General features: G+C 70.8%; 26 protein-coding genes, 1 tRNA gene, 1 other RNA gene and 1 pseudogene. 17 read left to right on the top strand and 12 right to left on the bottom strand.

What is annotated here, in order from left to right; genetic code table 11:
• Positions 1 to 11: 11 nt before the first annotated feature.
• From ACGF5G_RS04185 to ACGF5G_RS04120, 14 genes and pseudogenes are all read left to right on the top strand, one after another.
• The gene (locus ACGF5G_RS04185; protein ID WP_393258844.1) at positions 12 to 218 is read left to right on the top strand and encodes a hypothetical protein; all 207 of its coding nucleotides are present in this window, start codon (positions 12 to 14) and stop codon (positions 216 to 218) included.
• Positions 219 to 383: 165 nt separating this feature from the next.
• Positions 384 to 650, top strand: a complete 267-nt coding sequence (locus tag ACGF5G_RS04180; RefSeq protein WP_393258843.1) for a thioredoxin family protein — start codon at positions 384 to 386, stop codon at positions 648 to 650.
• A gap of 22 nt (positions 651 to 672) precedes the next feature.
• Positions 673 to 2502, top strand: coding sequence for a DNA polymerase (locus ACGF5G_RS04175; RefSeq protein ID WP_393258841.1), 1830 nt, complete (start codon positions 673 to 675; stop codon positions 2500 to 2502).
• Positions 2503 to 2548: 46 nt separating this feature from the next.
• Positions 2549 to 2893, top strand: a complete 345-nt coding sequence (locus ACGF5G_RS04170) for a hypothetical protein (protein ID WP_393258839.1) — start codon at positions 2549 to 2551, stop codon at positions 2891 to 2893.
• Positions 2890 to 3240: a hypothetical protein gene (locus tag ACGF5G_RS04165; RefSeq protein WP_393258838.1), complete on the top strand. Its 351-nt coding sequence runs from the start codon at positions 2890 to 2892 to the stop codon at positions 3238 to 3240. Before ACGF5G_RS04170 ends, ACGF5G_RS04165 begins: the two co-directional genes overlap by 4 nt.
• A 264-nt stretch (positions 3241 to 3504) precedes the next feature.
• Positions 3505 to 4257 (top strand): sigma factor, encoded by a 753-nt coding sequence (locus ACGF5G_RS04160; protein WP_393258837.1) that lies wholly within the window; start codon positions 3505 to 3507, stop codon positions 4255 to 4257.
• A 101-nt stretch (positions 4258 to 4358) separates the two neighbouring features.
• Entirely contained in the window at positions 4359 to 4505 is a 147-nt protein-coding gene (locus ACGF5G_RS04155) for a hypothetical protein (protein ID WP_393258835.1), read from the top strand.
• An 8-nt stretch (positions 4506 to 4513) separates the two neighbouring features.
• Positions 4514 to 5023, top strand: a complete 510-nt coding sequence (locus tag ACGF5G_RS04150) for an RNA polymerase sigma factor (protein WP_393258834.1) — start codon at positions 4514 to 4516, stop codon at positions 5021 to 5023.
• Positions 5020 to 5529 carry a hypothetical protein gene (locus ACGF5G_RS04145; RefSeq protein WP_393258833.1) on the top strand — a complete coding sequence of 170 codons (510 nt, stop codon included), beginning with the start codon at positions 5020 to 5022 and terminating at the stop codon, positions 5527 to 5529. The genes ACGF5G_RS04150 and ACGF5G_RS04145 overlap by 4 nt, the downstream gene beginning before the upstream one ends.
• 134 nt (positions 5530 to 5663) lie before the next feature.
• Positions 5664 to 6116, top strand: a complete 453-nt coding sequence (locus tag ACGF5G_RS04140; protein ID WP_393258832.1) for an FxLYD domain-containing protein — start codon at positions 5664 to 5666, stop codon at positions 6114 to 6116.
• Between the two features lie 127 nt (positions 6117 to 6243).
• Positions 6244 to 6663, top strand: coding sequence for a hypothetical protein (locus ACGF5G_RS04135; RefSeq protein ID WP_393258831.1), 420 nt, complete (start codon positions 6244 to 6246; stop codon positions 6661 to 6663).
• 163 nt (positions 6664 to 6826) lie between these two features.
• Positions 6827 to 7090 (top strand): hypothetical protein, encoded by a 264-nt coding sequence (locus ACGF5G_RS04130; RefSeq protein ID WP_393258829.1) that lies wholly within the window; start codon positions 6827 to 6829, stop codon positions 7088 to 7090.
• Positions 7087 to 8211 carry a hypothetical protein gene (locus tag ACGF5G_RS04125; protein WP_393258828.1) on the top strand — a complete coding sequence of 375 codons (1125 nt, stop codon included), beginning with the start codon at positions 7087 to 7089 and terminating at the stop codon, positions 8209 to 8211. The genes ACGF5G_RS04130 and ACGF5G_RS04125 overlap by 4 nt, the downstream gene beginning before the upstream one ends.
• Before the next feature lie 65 nt (positions 8212 to 8276).
• Positions 8277 to 9071, top strand: a pseudogene (locus ACGF5G_RS04120) (aldo/keto reductase); the annotation flags it as partial.
• A 101-nt stretch (positions 9072 to 9172) separates the two neighbouring features.
• On the opposite strand, the gene ACGF5G_RS04115 reads toward ACGF5G_RS04120, so the two are convergent.
• Positions 9173 to 9646: a hypothetical protein gene (locus tag ACGF5G_RS04115; RefSeq protein WP_393258825.1), complete on the bottom strand. Its 474-nt coding sequence runs from the start codon at positions 9644 to 9646 to the stop codon at positions 9173 to 9175.
• Between the two features lie 350 nt (positions 9647 to 9996).
• Between ACGF5G_RS04115 and ACGF5G_RS04110 the strand changes: the two genes are divergently transcribed.
• On the top strand, positions 9997 to 10527 hold the full coding sequence (locus ACGF5G_RS04110) for a hypothetical protein (RefSeq protein WP_393258823.1): 531 nt from the start codon (positions 9997 to 9999) through the stop codon (positions 10525 to 10527).
• Positions 10528 to 10653: 126 nt separating this feature from the next.
• Here the strand turns inward: ACGF5G_RS04110 and ACGF5G_RS04105 are convergent.
• Both ACGF5G_RS04105 and ACGF5G_RS04100 read right to left on the bottom strand, forming a co-directional pair.
• Positions 10654 to 10726, bottom strand: a tRNA-Ala gene (locus tag ACGF5G_RS04105).
• An 89-nt stretch (positions 10727 to 10815) separates the two neighbouring features.
• Positions 10816 to 11406, bottom strand: a complete 591-nt coding sequence (locus tag ACGF5G_RS04100; RefSeq protein ID WP_393258821.1) for a YqgE/AlgH family protein — start codon at positions 11404 to 11406, stop codon at positions 10816 to 10818.
• Positions 11407 to 11556: 150 nt separating this feature from the next.
• On the opposite strand from ACGF5G_RS04100, the gene ACGF5G_RS04095 reads away from it, so the two are divergent.
• Positions 11557 to 12360: an S-methyl-5'-thioadenosine phosphorylase gene (locus ACGF5G_RS04095; protein ID WP_393258820.1), complete on the top strand. Its 804-nt coding sequence runs from the start codon at positions 11557 to 11559 to the stop codon at positions 12358 to 12360.
• A gap of 61 nt (positions 12361 to 12421) precedes the next feature.
• Positions 12422 to 14017, top strand: a complete 1596-nt coding sequence (gene mdlC / locus ACGF5G_RS04090; protein WP_393258819.1) for a benzoylformate decarboxylase — start codon at positions 12422 to 12424, stop codon at positions 14015 to 14017.
• 84 nt (positions 14018 to 14101) lie between these two features.
• Here the strand turns inward: mdlC and ACGF5G_RS04085 are convergent, their stop codons facing one another.
• The 9 genes from ACGF5G_RS04085 to ACGF5G_RS04045 all read right to left on the bottom strand — a co-directional run bounded on the left by ACGF5G_RS04085 (position 14102) and on the right by ACGF5G_RS04045 (position 21350).
• On the bottom strand, positions 14102 to 15076 hold the full coding sequence (locus ACGF5G_RS04085; protein ID WP_393259219.1) for a hypothetical protein: 975 nt from the start codon (positions 15074 to 15076) through the stop codon (positions 14102 to 14104).
• 39 nt (positions 15077 to 15115) lie between these two features.
• Entirely contained in the window at positions 15116 to 15586 is a 471-nt protein-coding gene (locus ACGF5G_RS04080) for a hypothetical protein (protein WP_393258817.1), read from the bottom strand.
• Positions 15587 to 15795: 209 nt separating this feature from the next.
• Positions 15796 to 16171, bottom strand: a transfer-messenger RNA (tmRNA) gene (gene ssrA, locus ACGF5G_RS04075).
• A gap of 106 nt (positions 16172 to 16277) precedes the next feature.
• Positions 16278 to 16757 (bottom strand): SsrA-binding protein SmpB, encoded by a 480-nt coding sequence (smpB, locus tag ACGF5G_RS04070; protein WP_357867720.1) that lies wholly within the window; start codon positions 16755 to 16757, stop codon positions 16278 to 16280.
• Between the two features lie 134 nt (positions 16758 to 16891).
• A complete protein-coding gene (gene ftsX, locus ACGF5G_RS04065; RefSeq protein ID WP_393258815.1) occupies positions 16892 to 17767 on the bottom strand; it encodes a permease-like cell division protein FtsX in 876 nt (291 codons plus the stop codon).
• Positions 17768 to 17833: 66 nt separating this feature from the next.
• Positions 17834 to 18514, bottom strand: a complete 681-nt coding sequence (gene ftsE / locus ACGF5G_RS04060; RefSeq protein ID WP_091097362.1) for a cell division ATP-binding protein FtsE — start codon at positions 18512 to 18514, stop codon at positions 17834 to 17836.
• Between the two features lie 118 nt (positions 18515 to 18632).
• Positions 18633 to 19754 (bottom strand): peptide chain release factor 2, encoded by a 1122-nt coding sequence (gene prfB / locus ACGF5G_RS04055; RefSeq protein ID WP_393258813.1) that lies wholly within the window; start codon positions 19752 to 19754, stop codon positions 18633 to 18635.
• 159 nt (positions 19755 to 19913) lie between these two features.
• A complete protein-coding gene (locus ACGF5G_RS04050) occupies positions 19914 to 20429 on the bottom strand; it encodes a PadR family transcriptional regulator (RefSeq protein ID WP_350685626.1) in 516 nt (171 codons plus the stop codon).
• A 117-nt stretch (positions 20430 to 20546) separates the two neighbouring features.
• Positions 20547 to 21350, bottom strand: a complete 804-nt coding sequence (locus ACGF5G_RS04045) for a tryptophan 2,3-dioxygenase family protein (RefSeq protein ID WP_350703156.1) — start codon at positions 21348 to 21350, stop codon at positions 20547 to 20549.
• Positions 21351 to 21430 lie beyond the last annotated feature (80 nt).

The following is a 21430-nucleotide window of genomic DNA, read 5'->3' as shown; positions in this document are numbered from 1 at the left end:
ACCGACTTCGTATGGAACCGCGCGTGACCGCCCCGGCTGACGACTGCGGCGTCTCCGGAGGCTGCGGCGCCTGCCCGCTCGCCGGCCTCTGCGGCGACCCGGTACCGGGCGGCGAGCAGCTCACGATCGAGCAGGCGCTCGCCGACATGCCCGACGTCGACCCGGACGAGCCGCGCCCTGGGGGCGTCGGCTGCTGCGGCGGTGGGTGCGGTGGCTGACCGTCGGCTCTGCGGCTGCCCGCTCGAGACCGGGCGGTCGGCGCTGCACTACTGGCGTCCCGGCTGCCTGCCCGGCTTCGAGCCCCGCTAACCCGCCCGACCCGCTGAAGGGCCGGCTCTCCCACGCGGAGGGTCGGCCCTTCGTCTGCACGAAGGAGCTCCTACGTGAAGACCCGATTCTTCTACTTCAGCGCCGAGTGGTGCCAGCCCTGCAAGCGCTTCGGCCCTCTCCTGACGACGGAGCTCGCCGACCGCGGCCTCGAGCTCGTGAAGTGCGACATCGACACCGACGGCGGGGCGGTCGCCGCCCGGACCTTCGGCGTCATGTCCGTGCCGAAGGTGCTCGCCGTCCGCGCCGGGCAGGTCGTCGACGACTTCGGCTACATGCCCGCGACCGCCCTTCGCGAGCGCCTCGACGCCCTGACCGCCTGACCTGAGAGAGGAGCGCCTCGAGGTGCTTACCCTGACTCACGCCGTCGCCGGCACGCCCTGCTCAATTCACTACCTCGAGCGCCGCGAGGAGCTCGCGCACTTCGAGGCGTTCCTCGCCCAGGGCGACAAGGTGCTCGCCTTCGACACCGAGACGACCGGCCTCGACGTTTACACGCCTGGGCACCGGCTGCGCCTTGCGCAGTTCGGCAACGCTTCGGAAGCCTGGGTACTGCGTACCGATCTCTTCGGCGACGCGGTCACTCGCGCTCTCCGGCAGCCGCGGGCCTTCGTCGTGCACAACGCCGCCTACGACCTGCTCGTCGTCGACCGGCACCTCGGCGTGAAGGTCGAGGAGCTCGGCTCGCGCACCTTCGACACGCGGATCTTGGCTCACCTGCTCGACCCGCGGGCCGAGAGCGAGGGCGGCATCGGGCTCGGGCTGAAGCCGCTCTCCGCGGTCTACGTCGACCCGGACGCGCCCGACACTCAGGCTGGCTTGACGTCGGTCTTCCGCTCGCTCGGCTTCACCAAAGAGACCGGCTGGGCCGGCATCCCCATCGACAACGAGACTTACCTCCGCTATGCCGGCCTCGACGTGCTCCTGACACGGCGCCTCTTCGATGAGATCGGCGCGATCGTGCACGAGGTCGGCCTCGACCGGCTGAGCAAATTCGAGCACCACTTGCAGGTCTTGCTCTGCCTGCTTCAGCGCAAGGGCATGCTGCTCGATGTCCCCTACGTCGAGAAGCTCCGCGACGAGCTGCTCGCCGACGCGGAGCGCTTCGCCCAGGTCGCCGCCCGGTACGGCGTGGCGAACACGAATTCGACGGCGCAGATCGCCGAGGCGCTGCTCGCGATGGGCGAGGAGCTTCACGAACGCACGCCGAGCGGGAAGTACAAGGTCGATAAGAACGTGCTCCTTCCGCTCGCCGACCTCAACCTTCAGTGGGAGCGGATCGAAGCTCGCCGGCCGAATCCCCTCGCCGACGCGATCATGCGAGGTAACCGGGCGGCGAAGTGGTCGACGGCCTACGCGCAAGCCTTCCTCGATCTGAAGGACTCGAGCGACCGCCTGCATCCGTTCATCGGAGGTCTTCAGGCCCGAACGGCGCGTATGTCGGTCTCGCGCCCGCCGCTTCAGCAGCTCCCCTCGTCGGACTGGACGATTCGCCGGTCGTTCGTCGCCGACCCTGGGCAGGTCATCATCGCCGCCGACTATCAGGCGGTCGAGATGCGCGTGCTCGCGGCGCTCTCCGGCGACGAGACGATGAAGAAGGCGATCACCGACGGCGTCGACCTGCACTCCTTTACGGCCGAGCGGGTCTTCGGCGAGGGCTTCACGAAGCAGCACCGGAAGATCGCGAAGGCGGTCGGCTTCGGCAAGGTCTACGGGGGTGGCGCCGCCACGATCACCCGGCAGACCGGCGCCGACCTCGAGAGCGTGAAGCGAGCGCTCGCGGCCTACGACGCGACCTTCCCGGGTATCAAGCGCTACTCGCGCCGCCTCATGAACCGGGCCGAGTACGGCAAGAAGGAGGTCATTACCGCCTCGGGCCGGCACCTGCCGCTCGACCGCGACCGGCTCTACGCCGCGACCAACTACATCGTGCAGAGCACCTCGCGCGATCTGCTAGCTCAAGCGATTGTCGATATCTTCGATGCAGGTCTCGGCGATCACCTGCTGCTGCCGGTGCACGACGAGCTCATCGGGCAGGCCCCTGCCGAGGATGCCGAGGAGGTGATCCGAGAGATCGGCCGGCTGATGGAGAGCACCTTCTACGGCGTGCGCATCGAGAGCGACCCCGAGGTGTACGGGTCGAGCTGGGGACATGGCTACGGAGCCGCCGCATGACCTGCCGATACCCGCTATCATCGAACACTTGTACGAAGGAGGCACAGTGACCCCGGCCGACCTCGACGCCGACGCCGACGAGCTCCGACTCGCCGATTTAGTCGCCCAGGTGCGCCGCGAGGCCGACGAGCTCGCGACGCTCCTCCCCGTAGCCGTCGGCGCACAGTGGACGGCCGCGCCGGTCGCTCGCCCGCGGGAGGACACGGCCGAACGGTCGAAGCACGAGCGATCCGATCCGACATCAGATGTGGCTCTTGATACCGATCGGTTGCAGTTGCGTAACCATCTGCTCCACACTGAGCGCGTGATCAGGGCCGTCGCCGCAGCCCTTCAAGACGCGCGGCAGGAGCTCAAACGGGGACTTGCGGCATGGACGGGAGCTGATAGGTGAAGGACGAAGCCCTACGCGAGGCGCGCCGGGCGCGTATCTACCTCGTGACTCCGTCGTCTCAGAGCGATGACACTGAGCGCCGAGCCGAGGCGTACGCCTGCTCCTACGACGCGCTCCGGGCGCTCGGCTACGACGTCGTCGTGCCGGGCGTTGCGCACATGCCGTCCCGGTGCCCTAACGAGCTCCTCGCTCAGGTCGACTATGACCTGATGGCGCTCGAGCACTGCGACTACGTTGTCGTGACGCCCGGATGCGAGACGTTCTTCGAGCCCCTCCTCGCCCCGGCGCTGGGTAAGCCCGTGATCGCCCTCGCCGACCTCGTCGACCTGCTGCTGCCCGTCGCCTAGATCGACCCTCCTCGCTACGGCCCTCGGATCACTCCGGGGGCCGTATGCGTCTGTCGGGTGTCCGACCGGATGACCCTAGTTGACCTTACGGTCGCGATCTCGCGCGAACGGTCCATCCAAGTTGCGTGAGGCGTCTTACGCGTAGATAGTTGATCGCACGCAGGTCGTCTGACCTGCGATTTGAAACACCCGTTCGACGGGTCGGTCGCTCCGGCCGGACTCCTCTATGCCCTAGGAGGCATCGCTATGTCCGCTTTTGACACTATGTGGTCCGTTTCGCAGCAGCACATCGCCTCGCCGGCCGAGGAGGTCGAGCTCATCGCTCAGGCGAAGCAGGGCGTCGAGGCTGCGACGATGCGCCTCTTCGAGTCCTACGTGACCAACCTCCGCGGCGCCGTGCGGAAGTACGCCGTCGCCCTCTCGGTCGAGGACGCGCAGCAGGTCGCCTTCGTCGGCTTCCTCAAGGCGATTCATGACTTCGACCCGGCGAAGTCGAACCGGCTCCTGTCCAACCTGCACCACGTCTCCTCGGCACTGTCGCGTGAGGCGTCTCTCGCGACGGGCGGCTTCTCCATCGCGCCCCGCATGGTCGACCGCTTCTACTCGATCCTCCGTGAGGCCGAGGGCGACCCGGAGACGGCGGCGAAGCTCGCGCCGACCCGCGAGCGCGACTCGATGCCGGAGGCAACCTTCTGGACGATCTACGAGGCCCTCGCCGCCGCGGGCCGCTCGCTCGAGGTCGTCATCGAGGTGCACGGCGAGGAGGCCCTGAGCGACGTCGCCGCGCCCCGCGAGATGACCGACGCCGAAGACCGCATCCTCGTCGAGGTCGCCTTCGGCGCCGTGAGCGACGTCGAGGCGACGGTCTGCCGCATGGCGTACGGCTTCACCGACTACGACCCGGTGCCGGACGCCGAGATCGGTCACCGTCTCGGCTTCTCCCGTACGAAGACCCTCCGCACGCGTCAGGGCGCGCTCGGCAAGATGCGTGAGGCGATCGGCGCGATCGACGCCTGACGCGACCGGATCCGGGGCCGGTGCACAGGCCGGCCCCGCCCGGCGCATGAGACCGGCGAGACCAACCAACCCCGACGCCCACAACCGAGGAGACACCGACCGTGAGCACCTACGACGCCGACCTGATCTCACGCGACGACTACGACTTCGTCGACTTCGACGAGCGCGACGCCCGCGACGACGCCCGCGACGAGTGCGTGCGTGAGCTCGTCTTCGACCTGCCGGCCCGACCGGGTACCCGGCGGTGAGCGCGACCATGACGAAAACCATCAACGAGCAGCTCGCCGCCATGCGCCCCTGGTGCGCCCGCAAGGCCGAGGCGATGCTTCCGCAGGCCGAGGTACCCGACGCCGTACAAGAGGCGCTCATCGCCATATGGAAGGCGTCGCCCCGCGTGCGCCCCGGCCGCGACCCGTGGCCGCTCCTGACCGTCGTAGCTCGGCAGGAGATCGCCCGCCACGCCCGCCGCTTCTACGACGCAAACGTGCTCGACCGGATCGACGAGAAGAAGGATGCCGACCTCCCGACGGCCGAGCTCATGCCGGCGAGCGGTGACGGCGAGCTGAGCTTCTCGCCTCGCATCGCTGCGGCGCTCGCGACCCTGCCGGAGCGGCAGCGCGAGATCCTGCTCGAGACCGTCGCCGAGGGCCGGACCAACCTCGCGGCGGCGTCGCTCCTGGGCGTCTCCGAGGCCCGCGTACGGGCGAGCGTCGCTCGGTCGCTCGAGCTGCTACGCGCCGCTCTCGCCGAGGAGGTGCCCGCGTGACGACCTACGGACCCGAGCAGCCCTGCGCCCGCACGGACTGCGTCGACGAGCCCCCGCACAAGGGCGGCGAGCACATCGATCCGCGCTCGCCCCGGTATGACGGTCCCGGCGCCACCTTCGGCGCTCTGCCTCACAACTGCCGGCGAGCGGCGTACGCCCTGAAGGCTTCCGGCGCCCCGGTGCCGGAGGTCGTCGAGATGGCGCGCGAGATCCTGCGCCTCCGCGATCAGGTCGCCGCCGTGCAGGTCGACCGCGACCGGCAGGTGCTCGCCGCGTCGAAGCGGGCGCTCTCCTGCGAGGCACACGGCGAGCAGATCGCCGAGCTCGAGAAGCAGGTCGACCACTTCGATCGGCTCGCCGCGCGGAACGACCGCGGGCGAATCGCCCTGCTCGCCCTGCCACGCTCCATCGAGGAGCTACGAGCCGACGAGAAGCCGCCCACCATCGCAGCGCTCAAGAAGGCAGCACGGAAGGTGCTCGACGCGCACGGCCGAGCTTGGAAGTGATGAAGGCCCCGTCACCTGGGATGACTCAGGGGCGGGGCCTTCGTCGTGAGTCGCTTACGTGACATCACAAGGTAGCCCGCCTCCGCTATCGTGAGGCGCTCTGCTCGTGTGTCGACCCTCGCAGGAGACCTACCGTGGCTCACCCCTACCCCCCGCCCGCTCATCCGCCCTACGGCCCTCCTACGGCCCCTAAACGGCAGTCCTTCTGGGCGTCGCCCGGCGGCATCTTCCTTATCATCTTCGGCTCGCTCGCCCTCGTCGGCCTCATCTGCGGCGGCGTGCTCGCCCTCGGCAAGCTGAGCTCCGACCGGGCCTCGGGCAATCTCGACGCCCAGGTGACCTCGTGCAACGCGTCGAGCTCGGTCGCGGAGGTCGGCGTGAGCGTGAAGAACAACGGGCGCGAGACCGTCGACGCGAGGGTGCGTTTCGAGTACCGCGACGCGACCGGCGCCCGGCTCGACACCGACTCGACGACTATCCGCAACATCACCCCCGGCGACACGGCGCGAGCGAACGAGTCGACCTTCCTCGACGCGCCGCCCGGCTCGACGATCGAGTGCCGCATCGTCGGCGTCTCGGCCTCCTGACCCGCACGAACAGGCCCCGCCCTCCGAGCTCGACTCGCCGGTCGGGGCCTCTTCGTTACTGACTTGCGTGAGGCGCCTCACGCGTGGTCTACTTGACGTGTTCAGCCCCGACGACGAAGGAGCCGAGATGATCCGCATGACCCGCACCTCGAAGAACGGTCAGGTTGTCGAGACGCAGGACTTTCCGACCACCGAGAAGGCCCGCGCCGAGCTCTACGTGACCGACGGCATCTCGGCGGGCGCGTGGACGCGCGGCCGAGACGGTGAGCTGTTCCACTGCATCGGCGGCGAGCGTTACGAGCTGACCGAGATCGCCGAGGTGGCCCCGGCCGAGGCCGTCGAGGACGCCGCCCGGGCGCTCGCCGCCGATGCCCGCCCCTTCGCGATCCGCGACCGCGTCGCACACGTCGTGGGCGGCGCGACCGGGACGGTTGTCGGCCTCGGCACGGGGCGCCCTGACGGCATCCTTGACGTTCGGTGGGACAAGCCGAAGTACGGCGAGATCGAGGTTTCGGGCGATTGGCGCCGCAACTTTCGTCACGTCTGACCATCCCGACCGGGGCCGGTCTCTCGCCAACCGGCCCCGTGAGTCGCCTCTCGCGTAAGGAGACACGCCCGATGACCCCGACCTCGCCCCGCCTGATCGCTGCCTACGTCGGCCCGATCGCCGGCCTCGCCGCGTACCTCCGCGCGCTCCTCGGCGGTGCCCGGTGACCGCCCGCGAGCTCGCCGCCCTGATCCGTCACGCCGTCGCCCGGCTCGAGCGCCGCGACCCGCCGCGCGCCGACCGAGTCACCGCCGAGCACGCCCTGAGCCTGTACCTCGCTGAGGCCCTGACGCGGGGCCTCGTGCGCGAGCTCTCCGTCGCCGGTCGCGCCGCCCTCGACTTCACCTACCGCGAGCTCGAGCGCGAGCTCGCCGACGCCGCCCTCTTCGCCCGACTGACCGAGCTCGAGAAGGAAACCCCGAAGTGAAGACGCCTGAGAGCCTCTACGTCTACCCTCCGAACGCCCTAGCCCGCCTCACCGCCTACGTCTCGACCGGGCGCTTCTGGGCGTACGTCGGCCTCGTGCTCGGCGCCGTCGGCTCGCTCGCCGCGAACGTCCGGCACACCTACCTTCCGCCGGAGGGCGCGCCTGTCGACTGGACGCCCGGCGCCGACGCCCTCGCGGCTGCTGTCTTCTGGCCGATCGCCCTCTTCGTCGGCCTCGAGGTCATGGCGCGGAGCAACTTTGCCGCCGGGTGGCGTGGCGTTGCCCTGCGCGCGCTCGGCGTCGGTCCGGTAACCCTCGTTGCTGGCATCGCGAGCTACCTGCACCTCTCCGGCCTGCTGCGGCACCTGGGCGAGGTCGACGCGATCGTCTACCTCGGCCCGCTCGGCGTCGACGGCCTGATGCTCATGTGCTCGGCCATGCTGACCGCGACGGCGAAGCGTCAGGCCGTAGCCCGGGTCGCAGCGGGCCGCCTGGGCGCTCATCGGCCGTATACCTGGGCGGTGCCGGCCGGTGCCCGGATGCTGCCGATCGTGCCGAACGTCGCTCCGGCTCCGGCTCCGGTCGCCCGCCCGCGTGTCGCCGCCTGGGTCACGGCTCCGCGTAGTGCTCGCCGGCTCCCGATCATCGCAAAGACGGCCCCGACACCCGCCCCGGTGCGCCCCGTCGGATGGCTCGCCGCTCCGCGCGGTGCCCGGCGCCTGCCGATCATCGCGAAGGCGGCTCCGGTTCCGGCCCCGGTTCGCGTCTCCGGCTTCGTCACCGTGCCGGCGACCGCTCGCCCGCTCCCGGTCGTACCGCGGGTACCGGCCCCTGTGCTGGCTCCCGCTCCGGCCCCGCGTCCGTCCGGCTGGGTCCGGCCCGCGGTTGGCGCGAAGGTGCTCGCGATCGTGCCGAAGTCGGCTCCGGCGCCGACCCGGCCGCACGACCGCAAGCCGGCGAACGGGAAGCGCCCGCTCGCGGAGACGAAGCGCCTCGCCGAGGAGATCATGCGCGAGGCGCGCGAGAAGGGCGAGAAGATCACTCAGCAGGAGCTCGCCGCGAAGCTCAGCATCTCCCGGTGGACGCTGCGCGACGCGCTCGCGCTCACGCCTGCCGCCTGACCTGCTCGTCCGGCTACGGCCCCGCTTCCAACCTGGGAGCGGGGCCTTTTCGTAATTAGGTCTACTACGGCCCGCCGCCGGGCGCCGCCGAGGAGAACTTCGGCCGGATGCTCGCCACGGACCTCAGGGCGTACCGGGACGAGCTGGTGGTCTCCAGCAAGGCCGGCTACCTGATGTGGCCGGGCCCGTACGGCGAATGGGGTTCCCGCAAGTACCTGGTCTCCTCGTTGGACCAGTCGCTGCGCCGCCTCGGGCTGGACTACGTCGACATCTTCTACTCGCACCGCTTCGACCCGGACACGCCGCTGGAGGAGACGATGGGCGCGCTCGACGCCGTCGTCCGCTCCGGCAAGGCGCTCTATGTCGGCATCTCCAACTACGACTCGGAGCAGACCGAGCGGGCCGCCACGATCCTGCGCGAGCTGGGCACGCCGCTGCTGATCAACCAGCCGTCCTACTCGATGCTCAACCGCTGGACGGAGGACGACGGCCTGCTCGACACGCTGGAGCGGGTCGGTGCGGGCTGCGTCGCCTACAGCCCGCTCGCCCAGGGCCTGCTCACCGACCGCTACCTCGGTGGGATCCCCGCGGGCTCCCGGGTACGCACCAGCGTCTTCCTCAGCGAGCGCGACCTCGGCGAGGAGAAGATGGCCACCGTCCGGGCGCTCGGCGCGATCGCCGAGCGGCGCGGCCAGTCCCTGGCGCAGCTCGCGCTCGCCTGGGCGCTGCGCGATCCGCGGATGACGAGCCTGATTATCGGGGCGAGCAGCGTGCCCCAGCTGGAGGCGAACATCGCCGCGCTGGGCAACCTCGACTTCACCGCCGAGGAGCTGACCGAGATCGACCGCCACCTCGGCTGAGCCGCGCCGGTTCCCGGGAAGTCCGGAAATGGTGTCGACGTGATTGCCGGACGGGCCGGTGGAATCGCACCACCGGCCCGTCCACACACTTGGCAGTTCATTTACTGCGGGTGCGAGACGTCCCCGCAGGTGACGATTCCACCGATGGCCGGGTTGGCCCGAGCGTGGTACCAGACGGTGCCGGACGAGTCCGCCATCGAGCCGCTCCAGAGAACGCAGCCACCCAGGCCCACGTACGTCTTGGCCGGGCCGGCGTAGTAGAACTTCAGCCCCTCGTCCTGGACCGGCGACGCGTAGTCCGTGTCGGCGTAGACCCCGGTGCGGGTCGCCACCCCGACGTACGCCGACTTGAGCGTCACCACGCACGCGTAGCCGGTCAGGTTGTTGCGCAGCAGGTGGAGCGTACCCAGCAGCTCGCCGGTGTCCTTGCGGATCGGGTCCTGGTCGATCCGCGTGTAGCCGACACCGCACACCGCCTCCGGCGTGTACGGGTTGACTGCCGCCTGCGCCGGGGCACCCGCCACGCCGACCAGCGCCGCCACCGCCGTCACCGCGACCGCAATTCTCCGCATCATTCGGAACACCCGTTCTCCCCCTTCACCGAGCGATCTGGTTGCCGGGACAGCGTGGCAATTCCGGCACGCAACGATGTATGTCCGGGCCCGACACCACGACGGAACCGATGTGTGCCCGAGGGCCACCCCGACCATTTCACCAGCGACGGCACGGCGCCTCCATTGACGTTCTTAGATTATGACCAATCCCACGATCAATTTCCGCCGCCGTCACGAGATCACTCGTGCGGGGGAGGCGGCGGTCCGAGCGGGCTTGTGATGCTGCGAGTCGAGAACACAATCCGCTCACCCGAGGAGAAGGCATGACCAGAGCAGGCTTGCGTACGTTGGTGGCCCTCAGCGTGGCGACGGTGACCGCGTCCGCCATCCCGGCCGCCACGCCGGGGGTGGCCTCCATCCGGACGCAGTCGACCGCGAGCGTGACCGGGTCCGCACGGGTCTTCTACCCCCAGGCGCCCGACGACGACGTCCGTTTCACTTTCGACGCCCGCGCCGTCTCCCCCGCCGCGGGCCAGGTCCCTTACCCGGCCGATGCCGAGGGAACGGTCCGCGTCTACCACCGGGTGGCCGCCCTGGATCTCACCCTCTGGGCCGAAGGGGAGGTGAACTGCGTGATGACCAGCGGCCGGGCCTCGACACTGACCGCGATCGTCACAAAGACCTCGCCCGAGCTGAATCAGAGCTGGCTGGGCAAGCACCTCGGCTTCACCGTCTTCGACGGTGGTGACGACGACTCCGGGCGCAGCCTCGACCAGATGGGGTCGACAGGACCACTGGAGAACCTGGCAAAGTGCATGGCCGGGAGCCCGAACGCACCCGTCATGGCGCCCGCGCCGTTCTTCACGGTGCGAAGCGGCGGCTACCAGGTCACATCCGCCTGAAGCGCCACACCGCTGCCAGCCGACACCTGCCGGCGCCAACCGGCTGGGGCACGTAGCGGGCCAAGCGCAGCAGGAACGCCAAACGCCCTGGTGGAGGATGTCCCTCACCAGGGCGTTTCGCAAAGGTGGAGCCGAGGGGACTCGAACCCCTGACCCCCACACTGCCAGTGTGGTGCGCTACCAGCTGCGCCACGGCCCCTTGCGGTTGTCCCGGTCTCCCGGGCACGAGAGAACTATACACACGCCCCGCCGCATGGTCATCTCGCGGGGTCCCCACCCGCCGGCGGCTCAGTTGAGCGCCACGTCCGGCGGGAAGTGGGCCACCGCCGCCATCATGCCGCCCTGCCGGCGCAGCACCATCGGCCACAGGTCGTCGGGCCGGTCGACGAAGGCGTCGCCGGGAAGCGCGTCCAGCACGAACCAGGAGCCGTCCTCGATCTCCTGCTCCAACTGGCCCGAGCCCCAGCCCGAGTAGCCGGCGAAGACACGGATGCCGCCGATGCCCTCCCGCAGCCGCTCCGGGTCGACCGACAGGTCGAGCGTGCCGACCGCGCCGGAGATCGGGTGGAAGCCCTTGAGCCGCTGCACCGGGTGGCGCATCCGGGCCAGGCAGATCGCCGAGTCGGGCTGCACGGGGCCGCCCTCGAAGAGCACCGCCGGATCGCGGGCCAGGTCGCTCCAGTCGCCCAGCACGTCGGCGACCGGCACCTCGGTCGCCCGGTTGAGCACCACGCCGAGGGCGCCGCCGGGCTCGTGGGCGACCAGCAGCACGACGGTACGGTCGAAGTTCGGGTCCTTCAGCGCCGGCGTCGCGACCAGCAGCCGCCCGGCCATCGACCCCGTAGCCCGCCCGCCGATCGCCTGCCCCTCTCCCTGCATGCCGGACCCCCGTCAGACCGACCGCACCGGGACGCCCGGGGGCACCGGTGCCGTCCGCGCCGTCAACGCCATGCCTGGCACCATAGCCTGCCCCCGGGGCGGTGGTTAAGGTCTGACGGTCGGGTGATCGACAGACCTGAGGGAGGACCGATGGGCGTCACGGCGGAACTCGCGGTGATCGGGGGCTCTGGGCTCTACGCGCTGCTCGACGGCGCGACCGAGCACAAGGTGGACACGCCGTACGGGCCGCCGTCCGACGCCGTCACCATCGCCGACGTGGGCGGCCGGCGGGTGGCCTTCCTGCCCCGCCACGGCCGGGACCACCGCCACCCGCCGCACCTGATCCCGTACCGGGCCAACCTCTGGGCGCTGCGCTCCCTCGGGGTACGCCAGGTGCTCGCCCCGTGCGCGGTGGGCGGGCTGCGGCCGGAACTGGGGCCGGGCACGTTCGTGGTGCCGGACCAGCTCATCGACCGCACCAGTGGGCGCGCGCAGAGCTACTACGACCAGAGCGCGGTGCACGTCTCCTTCGCCGACCCGTACTGCCCGGCCGGCCGTCGCACGCTGCTCGCCGCGGCGGCACGGCGGGACGTCCCGGCGGTGGACGGCGGCACGGTGGTGGTGGTCGAGGGCCCCCGCTTCTCCACCCGCGCCGAGTCGCGCTGGTTCGCCTCGATGGGCGGCGCGGTGGTCAACATGACCGGGCACCCGGAGGCGGTCCTCGCCCGCGAGCTGGCCCTCTGCTACTCCTCGATCGCCCTGGTCACCGATCACGACGCGGGCGTGGAGGGTGGCGGCGCGGTGACCCAGGAGGAGGTGTTCCGGGTCTTCGGCGAGAACACCGACCGGCTGCGGGGCCTGCTGTTGGACGCGGTCGCCGCGCTGCCCGCCGAACGGGACTGCGACTGCAGGCGGGCGCTGGACGGCATCACCCTTCCCATCACGCTCCCCTGACGGGCGGGGGAGGCGGCGAAAAGCCCGAGCTGCCCGGGGCGCCCCGATAGATTGGGGGGCGATGGCAACGGTCCGCGACACCACGTACGACCTGCTCCGTGCCCTCGGCCTGACCACCGTCTTCGGCAACCCGGGCTCCACCGAGGAACCGTTCCTGCGGGACTTCCCGGACGACTTCCACTACGTGCTCGCCCTGCACGAGGCGTCGGCGGTCGGTATGGCGGACGGCTACGCGCAGGCCACCGGCCGGCCGGCGCACGTCAACCTGCACACCGCGCCCGGCACGGGCAACGGCATGGGCAACCTCGTCACGGCCTGGCACAACCGGACCCCGCTGATCGTCACCGCCGGCCAGCAGACCCGGGAGATGCTGCTGCTCGAGCCCCGGCTGACCAGCAGGCGGGCCACCGAGCTGCCCCAGCCGTACGTGAAGTGGAGCCACGAGCCGGTCCGTGCGCAGGACGTTCCGGCGGCGCTGATGCGGGCGTACGCGACCGCGGTGCAGCCGCCCGCCGGGCCGGTCTTCCTCTCCCTGCCCCTCGACGACTGGGCGCAGCCCGCCGACCCGCCCCCGCAGGTGCGGACGGTGGCCACCCGGTTCGCGCCCGACCCGCAGCGGCTGCGGGAGTTCGCCGCCGTGCTGGCCGGCAGCCGCGCGCCCGCGCTGGTGCTCGGCGCGGCCGTGGACCGGGCCGGCGGGTGGCCGGCCGCGGTGGCGCTGGCGGAGCGGCTCACCGCGCCCGTCTGGTCGGCCCCCGCGCCGGAGCGGGCCGCGTTCCCGGAGGACCACCCGCACTTCCGCGGGGTGCTGCCCTTCGCGACGGGGCCGCTGGCGGAGGCGCTGGACGGGCGCGACATTGTGCTGGTCGTCGGCGCGCCGGTGTTCCGCTACTACCCGCACGTGCCGGGCGACCATCTGCCCGACGGCGCCCGCCTGCTGCACGTCACCGACGACCCCGAGGAGGCGGCCCGCGCCCCGGTGGGCGACAGCCTGCTCGGCGACGCGGGGCTGGCCCTGGCCGCCCTCGTCGACCTGCTGCCGGCGGCCGACCGGCCGGCGCCGCCGCCGCGCCCCGACCCGCCCCCGCCGCCGGACGGGCTGCCGCCGGCACCGGACGCGCTCTTCGCGGCCCTGGCCCGGCACTGGCCCGCCGACGGGATCCTGGTGCAGGAGTCGCCGTCCAACCTGCCGGCGCTGCGCCGCCGGCTGCGCAGCACCCGACCCGGGTCGTACTTCACCATGGCCAGCGGCGGCCTCGGGTACGGCCTGCCGGCGGCCGTCGGCATCGCGCTGGCGCAACGCGACACCGGCCGGGGCCGGCCGGTGGTCGCGGTCATCGGGGACGGCTCGTTCCACTACTCCGTGCAGGCCCTCTGGACCGCGGCGCGGCTGCGCCTGCCGCTGGTCGTCGTCGTGCCGGTCAACCAGCAGTACGCCATCCTGAAGTCGTTCGCCGACTTCAAGGACACCCCGGGGGTGCCCGGGCTGGACCTGCCGGGGCTGGACATCACCGCCATCGCCCGCGGCTACGGCTGCACGGCCACCGTGGTGACACACCCGGACCAGCTCGGCGACGCCCTGGCCGCCGGACTGCGGGCGGACGGCCCGACGGTGCTGCCGGTGCCGGTCAGCACCGAGGTGCCCCGGCTCCTGTGACCCGCCACCCGGGCACAGCGACGACCTGGGCCGTGCGTCGCCACCCTGGCAGCACCGGCCCGCCTCCCGCGAGCCGGCGCCCCGTCAGCTCGTGGTGAGTCGCAGCGGCGCGCCGGTGAGCACGTCGAGCACCGGCCGGTCGCCGAGCGGCGCCTTCAGCGTGGCGGTGACCGGCTCGAGCTTCAGCATCATGGTGCACTGGCCGGTGGCGGTGGTGACGCCGCCGCCGACCACCACCACGTCGTCGCGCTCCTGCACCAGCGGGGTGATCCCGGTGTCGCAGCTGCCCACGCCGAGCCGCCAGGTCAGCGTGGCGCCGTCGACGGACCGCAGGTCCTGGGCGCCGACCACGCCCTGCGGGGCCGGGCTCGCCGGCGCGACCGGCTCGGGCAGGGCGGTGACGGCCGAAGGTGCCACGGCGACCCGGGCCACCGGCACGGAGAGCTCCTCCACGGTGAACAGCCACGCCGGCACCTGCGCCTCGCCGCGGCTGGTGCGCATGGGCGCCGTGCCCAGCTTCACGGCGGTGACCGTCAGCGGGACGCAGGCGGTGTGCGGGGTGCTGCTGACCGGCCCGTCGGGGCCCGGCTCGATGGTAGGGCCACCGGGGCCGGGCCGGCCGGGGCCGTTCGGCCCGGCAGGGCCCTTCGGCCGGCCCCCGCACGGCGGCGGGTCGCCCTGGTCGAGCTGCCCGTAGGCGGTGGCCGCGCTGATCAGCGGCACGGTGAGCGTGCCGTCCGGGAACCGGATGGTGCCGTCGGCGGGCCGGTCGGCGGGCAGGTCAATCTGGTCGCGGTACCAGCCGCTCTGGAAGGCCGTCCTGGTCGCCTCGGTGAAGCCCGGATCGCCGAGCAGCACCGTCGGGTCCTGCACCGGCACGTATCCGGTCGTCCACGCCGGGGCCGGTCGCCACGCCTCGGCCACCTCGGTGGCCCGTTGGGTGAACGCGTCCCGGCGGGAGTCGGAGTCGGCGGGAGCGACCGGCTCGGAGCCGGCCGGGGCGCACCCGGCGACGATCATCAACAGTGGCAGGCCCAGCAGGGCGGCGGTACGGCGCATGTCGGTTGGACGCCGGGGCACCGCCGCCGGTTCCCGCGCTCAGGTCTCCCCACCGAGATCCGTCTCGTACGCCTGCCAGATGAGGTCCGCGCCGCGCTGCCGGTGCCGGGCGAGGGCGCGCGCCAGGTGCCCGGCCCGGCCGAGGAGGTCGTCGGCCGATGCGTCCGGCAGTTCCGCCGCCCGGTGCAGGGCGGCCAGCGCGGCGGCGATGGCGGCGTGCTCCCGGGCCAGCAGCCGCACCCCGTGTTCCAGCCGGGGCGCCTGGCCGAGCAGCTCGGCGTAGAGTCCGGCGGGCCCCTCGGTGACCCGGACGTGCTCCGCGAAGCCCTGCCGCACGGGCCCCAGCCGGAGCAGGACCCGCTCCCGCCAGCGCGGCTCGGCCGGCGGGGCCGCCAGGGCCCGGGTGAGCGCGTGCAGGTCCCCGAGCAGGGTGGCGGGGGGCCGGCGGGCGGCGGGCGGCCGGAGCGCCCCGGAAACGGTGGACGGCTGCTGGATCGGACCGGTGACCATGGGCACCTCCCGCGTCGCGTCTGACCGCGTACTGCGATGGTGGACCCGGCGCGTTTGCCCTGTCCAGAGGCGGGGGCACCTCATCCGCCCCGTCGGCCGCAGCAGCCCCTCGCGCCCCACCGGTCCCACGTCCGGGCCCTCCCGTCCCCGCGTCCGGGGCCGGAGACGACGATGCGCCCCGGTCCGGTGGACCGGGGCGCATCGACTGGTGGTGGAGGTGCCGGGAATCGAACCCGGGTCCTTCGCCGGTTTGTCAGGGCTTCTCCGAGCGCAGCTCGCTGTGCCTCTACTCGGCCCCACCGCTCACGCGAGCAAGTTGGTGTGACGGGCCCAGTCGCTGATTGATCTCGCCGCACGGACCCCGCGACCGGGTCCGGTTGGCCAGCCTTCTAGCTGATGCCGGCTAACTGGGTCGAAGGCGCTCCCAGGCCGACAGACTTGCTACTCGCCTCAGGCGGCGAGAGCGAAGTCAGCGCGATTGTTCTTGGCGCTTATTGGTTTCCGACGACCGATTCTCGAGACGACGTCGGCTTCCTCGGCTCGCTTCCCCTGTCGCTGCGTACGAAGTCGAAACCAGTCACCCCCTCGACAGGCCGCCGGTTGTGGCGGCACTGACAAGCGTAACGCCTGCCGCAACGGGTTTCATCCCGAGCCCCGGCTCGGCGCGCCGACCCGGACAGAGGCGGACAGATCAGTCATCCATTCCCTTGCCGCGCCGGCCGGCGACCCGGGCGATCTCCCGGTCCGCGTCCCGCTTGGCGAGGTCCTGCCGCTTGTCGTACGACTTCTTGCCCTTGGCCAGGGCGATCTCGACCTTGGCCCAGCCGTCGGAGAAGTAGACCTGCAACGGCACCATGGTCAGGCCGCCCTCGCGGGTCTTGCCGATCAGCCGGTCGATCTCCAGCCGCTTGAGCAGCAGCTTGCGGGTCCGCCTCGGCTCGTGGTTGGTCCAGGTGCCCTGCGTGTACTCCGGGATGTGCATCCCGTGCAGGTAGAGCTCGCCGTTGCGCTCCTGGGCGAACGCGTCGACCAGCGACGCGCGCCCGGCCCGCAGCGACTTGACCTCGGTGCCGGTCAGCGCCATGCCCGCCTCGTACGTGTCGAGGATCGAGTAGTCGTGCCGGGCCTTCTTGTTGGAGGCGACGACCTTGCGCCCCTTTTCCCGTGGCATCGGCGCCACCCCCTTTCCGTGTGACCGCGCCCGGAGTGACCGGCCGCGGGGCGGAGATCATGCTACCCGAACGACAAGGACCCTCCCGCGCCGTTTATTCCTGGCGCGGAAGGGCCCGTCGAGCCGTGCGGAGGCTAGACCCGCAGGTAGAAGCGGAGGGTGACCCAGGCGGTGACCGCGCTGACCAGGCCGCCGACGCCGGCCATCAGCGGGAACATCACCAGGATGTCGCCCCAGCCCACCGGGGAGAGCAGGCCCTGTAGCGCCTGCAGCGATCCGTCGAAGAGGAGGTACTTCGCCGCGATCAGCGCCACCAGGCCGAGCAGCGAGCCGATCAGGCCCGCGACCACGGCCTCCAGCACGAACGGCGCCTGGATGAACCAGTTCGACGCGCCGACCAGCTTCATGACCGCGACCTCACGCCGCTTGCTGTACGCCGCGACCTGGATCGTGTTGGCGACCAGGAGCAGCGCGGCGATGGCCATCACGATCGCGGCGGCCAGGGCGATGTTCTGGATCGAGGTGAGGATGTCGAAGATCTTGTCCAGCAACCGGCTCTGGTCGACGATCTCGTCGACGCCCTCGGCGTCCTTGTACTGGTCGTAGATGCTCTTGTACTGCTCCGGGTTGTTCAGCGTGAGCCGGAACGACTCGGGCAGGCTGTCCGCCTTGACGGCGCTGAGCAGGTCCGGAGCGTCCTGGAACATCTCCTGGAAGCGCTTGTACGCCTCGTCCTTGTTGACGTAGATGACCTCCTTGACCAGCGGGTCACCCTTCAGCTGGCCGTCCAGGGCGTCACGCTGCTCGGGGGTCACCTCCTGGTCCAGGAAGATCGAGACCTGGATGTTCTTGTAGTAGAGGTCCTTCATGTCGTCGACCTGGCGGTACATGAGACCGCTGGCGCCGAGCATGGTCAGCGAGACAGCCATCGTGATGATCATCGCGATGGTCATGGTCACGTTGCGCCACAGTCCGACCAGTACCTCGGACAGGACGTATTTCACGCGCATCGGGATTTCCTCCGGGTCTCCGGCATGAGGTGTTCGTCGTCAGGCTGCGCAGGGGTTGGCGTCGGCTCAGCCGTAGACGCCGCGGGCCTGGTCGCGCACGATGCGGCCGCTCTCGATCTCGATGACCCGGCGGCGCATCTGGTTCACGATGTTGGAGTCGTGCGTGACCATCACGACGGTCGTGCCGGTGCGGTTGATCCGGTCCAGCAGGCGCATGATCTCGATCGAGGTGTCCGGGTCGAGGTTTCCGGTCGGCTCGTCCGCGAGCAGGATCAGCGGGCGGTTCACGAACGCCCGGGCGACGGCCACCCGCTGCTGCTCGCCACCGGAGAGCTCGTGCGGGTAGCGGTGCTCCTTGCCACCGAGCCCGACCAGCTCCAGCACCTCCGGCACGACCCGGCGGGCGACCGCCTTGGTCTTGCCGATCACCTCGAGGGCGAACGCCACGTTCTCGTACGCGGTGCGGTTCGGCAGCAGCCGGAAGTCCTGGAAGACGCAGCCGATCGAGCGCCGGAAGTGGGGTCGCTTCCACGAACGCATCGAGGTGACGTCCTTGCTGTTGACGATGACCCGGCCCTTGTTGGGCGAGACCTCGTGCAGCAGCAGCTTGATGATGGTGGACTTGCCGGAGCCGGATGGACCGATGAAGAAGACGAACTCGCCCTTCTCGATCGAGACGGACACGTTGTCGAGCGAAGGCCGGGACGCCTTCGGGTACGTCTTCGTCACTTGCTCAAGCTGAATCACGGGTGGTGAGTCTACGCGGTGTAACCGTGGAGCCAAGCCCCACGCCCCGCCGTTGCGAGTCGCGTCATCTATTTGTGGGGTTACGCGGAGATCGAAGACGCGCTCCGCCCGCAGATGATCACGCAGCGTCGCCGGCCATCTCCTGCTGCTTGCGCCACCGGATCCCGGCCTCGATGAAGCTGTCCAGATCACCGTCGAAGACCGAGGACGGGTTGCCGGTTTCCTGCTCCGTCCGCAGATCCTTCACCATCTGATAGGGGTGCAGGACGTACGAGCGCATCTGGTCGCCCCACGCGCCGGTGGTCTCCTTCTTCAGGCCCTGGAGCTTGGCCTGCTCCTCCTGGCGCTTGACCTCCAGCAGCCGCGCCTGGAGCACCCGCAGCGCGGACGCCTTGTTCTGCAGCTGGGACTTCTCGTTCTGGCAGGTGACCACGATCCCGGTCGGGATGTGCGTGATCCGGACGGCGGAGTCGGTGGTGTTGACGCTCTGCCCGCCCGGGCCGGAGGAGCGGTAGACGTCGATCCGCATCTCGTTCTCGGGAATGTCGATGTGGTCGGTCTGCTCCACCACCGGCAGCACCTCGACCCCGGCGAAGCTCGTCTGCCGGCGGCCCTGGTTGTCGAACGGGCTGATCCGCACCAGCCGGTGGGTGCCCGACTCGACGCTGAGCGTGCCGTAGGCGTAGGGCACCTTCACGGTGAAGGTGGCCGACTTGAGGCCCGCCTCCTCGGCGTAGGAGGTCTCGTAGACCTCCGTCGGGTAGCCGTGCCGCTCGGCCCAGCGCAGGTACATCCGCAGCAGCATCTCGGCGAAGTCCGCCGCGTCCACGCCGCCGGCGCCGGCCCGGATGGCGACCAGCGCCTCCCGGGAGTCGTACTCGCCGGAGAGCAGGGTGCGGACCTCCATCTCCTGGATGGCCTTGGTCAGCCCGGCGATCTCCGACTCGACCTCGGTGAGCACCCCGGGGTCGGACTCGGCCTCGGCCAGCTCCAGCAGCACCCCGGCGTCGTCGAGGCGGGAACGGAGGCTGGAGAGCTTGTTGATCTCGCCGTTGACGTACGACAGCTGGGAGGTCACCTGCTGCGCCTTGGCCTGGTCGTCCCACAGGTCGGGCGCGGAGGCCTCCTGCTCCAGGCGCGCCTTGTCCTCCTGCAGGCGGTCGACGTCGAGCACCGACTCGATGTTGCGCAGGGTGGCGTCGAGGTCCTTGAGCTGTTCGGCGTAATCGGCAGCGGTCACGACAGACAAGGGTACTGCTCGTGCGAGGAGTGAGCTTGCGAGCCCCGCAGTCACGAGCAAAAAGATGACCCAGCTCGTGCGAGGAGTGAGCTTGCGAGCCCCGCAGTCACGAGCAAAAAGATGACCCAGCTCGTGCGAGGAGTGAGCTTGCGAGCCCGATCAGCCGACCGGGGCGCTCTTCAGCCAGGACAGGGCCGCCTTGTGGTAGGCGACGGCGAACTCCAGCGCGCTGGCGTCGTACGTCTCGCCTTCCTTCTTGGCGTTCTTGACCTGCTCGCGGACCTTGGCGAGCGCCTCGGTGTGGTATTCGTTGGCCGCGGCCTGGAGGTTCTTGAGCTGGCTGGCGGAGTGCAGGTCGCCGAAGGCGATCCGCAGGGCGATCGGGTTGCGGATCGTGTCCCGCCCCGGATCCTCCGTCAACCAGCGGGAGAATGTCCGTTTCCCGGCTGCGGTGATCGCGTACGGCTGGCTGGAGCGCGGCCCGGGCTTGCCCATCCGGACGAGACCCCGCTCGGCCAGCACCGGCAGCTCCCGGTAGACCTGACTACGGGTCATCGACCAGTACGGCGCCAGCCGGCGCTCGGCGGCGGCCATCAACTGGCCACCTGTCATGGGGCCCTCGTGGAGCAGCCCGAGCAGGGCCGCCGCCGTGGGGTTGACTCCGGAATCCGCCATGCCCATTACGCTGCCACTTTGCTGACGTGGCGTCCAGGATTTCACGGTTTCGCCACCCGGTAGGGCTTCCTATGTGCACTGTCGGCGCGAGACAGTCCGCGCCGGAGCGCCGATGTCTCAGAGCCGGCTGCGCAGCTCCCACAGCTCGGGGTAGAACCGGCTCTCGACCCGGGAGCGCAGGTACGCTCCGCCGGCCGAGCCCCCGGTGCCCGGTTTGGTGCCGATCTGCCGCTCGGCCATGAGCACGTGCCGGGCCCGCCACAGCGAGAACGCCTGGTCGTGCGCGACCAGCGCCTCCGCGAGGTCCCACAGCGGCCCGAACCGCTCCCGGTCGGCGGCGATCGTCGCGTACGCCGCGAAGCGCGCCTCCGCCTCGGAGACGTCGAAGCCGGCCCGGCCGAGCACGGCCAGGAAGCCGTCCCAGAGGCTCGGCTCGGCCAGCCGCCGCTCCAGCCGTTCCCGCTCGACGGCGGGCAGCCCCCGGAACCGGCGCAGGTAGTCCGGGTCCTTCAGGCCGGAGAGGAACTCGATCTCCCGGAACTGGGCGGACTGGAAACCCGACGCCGGGGCCAGCTTGGTGCGGAAGGCCAGGAAGTCCTGCGGGGTCATCGTGTCGATGACGTCGACCTGGCCGATCAGCACCCGCTCCACCGCGTGGCAGCGCTCCAGCCGCACCCGGGGCAGGTAGGTCTCGCCGGCCAGCATCCGGTCCCGGGCGTCGGTCAGCTCCGCGAGCAGCAGCTTGAACCACAGCTCGTAGACCTGGTGGATGGTGATGAAGAGCAGTTCGTCGTGGGAGGCCGGGTCGGACTCCGGCACCTGTGCCGCGAGCAGGTCGGCCAACCGCAGGTAGTCGCTGTAGGTGAGCAGGCCACCCTGCTCGCCGAAGCGGGGGTCGTGCGCGGGGGTGGGGTGGGTCACAGCGGCCACGGTACCGCCGCCCGGCCGCCCCCGCCTCTCCCGCTACGGGTGTAAGGAAGGGGCCCTTCCTATCCAAAAAA

The organism is Micromonospora sp. NPDC047730, from assembly GCF_043204765.1.
Classification (GTDB): domain Bacteria; phylum Actinomycetota; class Actinomycetes; order Mycobacteriales; family Micromonosporaceae; genus Micromonospora.
This window is presented reverse-complemented; position numbering and strand designations above follow the sequence as displayed.

Bases quoted from the DNA above. Each gene is read 5' to 3' on its own strand.
- ACGF5G_RS04185 (WP_393258844.1), top strand. From the start codon at position 12: ATGGAACCGCGCGTGACCGCCCCGGCTGACGACTGCGGCGTCTCCGGA.
- ACGF5G_RS04160 (WP_393258837.1), top strand. From the start codon at position 3,505: ATGTGGTCCGTTTCGCAGCAGCACATCGCCTCGCCGGCCGAGGAGGTC.
- ACGF5G_RS04150 (WP_393258834.1), top strand. From the start codon at position 4,514: ATGACGAAAACCATCAACGAGCAGCTCGCCGCCATGCGCCCCTGGTGC.
- ACGF5G_RS04135 (WP_393258831.1), top strand. From the start codon at position 6,244: ATGATCCGCATGACCCGCACCTCGAAGAACGGTCAGGTTGTCGAGACG.
- ACGF5G_RS04115 (WP_393258825.1), bottom strand. From the start codon at position 9,646: ATGATGCGGAGAATTGCGGTCGCGGTGACGGCGGTGGCGGCGCTGGTC.
- ACGF5G_RS04100 (WP_393258821.1), bottom strand. From the start codon at position 11,406: ATGCAGGGAGAGGGGCAGGCGATCGGCGGGCGGGCTACGGGGTCGATG.
- ACGF5G_RS04095 (WP_393258820.1), top strand. From the start codon at position 11,557: ATGGGCGTCACGGCGGAACTCGCGGTGATCGGGGGCTCTGGGCTCTAC.
- mdlC (WP_393258819.1), top strand. From the start codon at position 12,422: ATGGCAACGGTCCGCGACACCACGTACGACCTGCTCCGTGCCCTCGGC.
- ACGF5G_RS04085 (WP_393259219.1), bottom strand. From the start codon at position 15,076: ATGCGCCGTACCGCCGCCCTGCTGGGCCTGCCACTGTTGATGATCGTC.
- ACGF5G_RS04080 (WP_393258817.1), bottom strand. From the start codon at position 15,586: ATGGTCACCGGTCCGATCCAGCAGCCGTCCACCGTTTCCGGGGCGCTC.
- smpB (WP_357867720.1), bottom strand. From the start codon at position 16,757: ATGCCACGGGAAAAGGGGCGCAAGGTCGTCGCCTCCAACAAGAAGGCC.
- ftsX (WP_393258815.1), bottom strand. From the start codon at position 17,767: ATGCGCGTGAAATACGTCCTGTCCGAGGTACTGGTCGGACTGTGGCGC.
- ACGF5G_RS04050 (WP_350685626.1), bottom strand. From the start codon at position 20,429: ATGGCGGATTCCGGAGTCAACCCCACGGCGGCGGCCCTGCTCGGGCTG.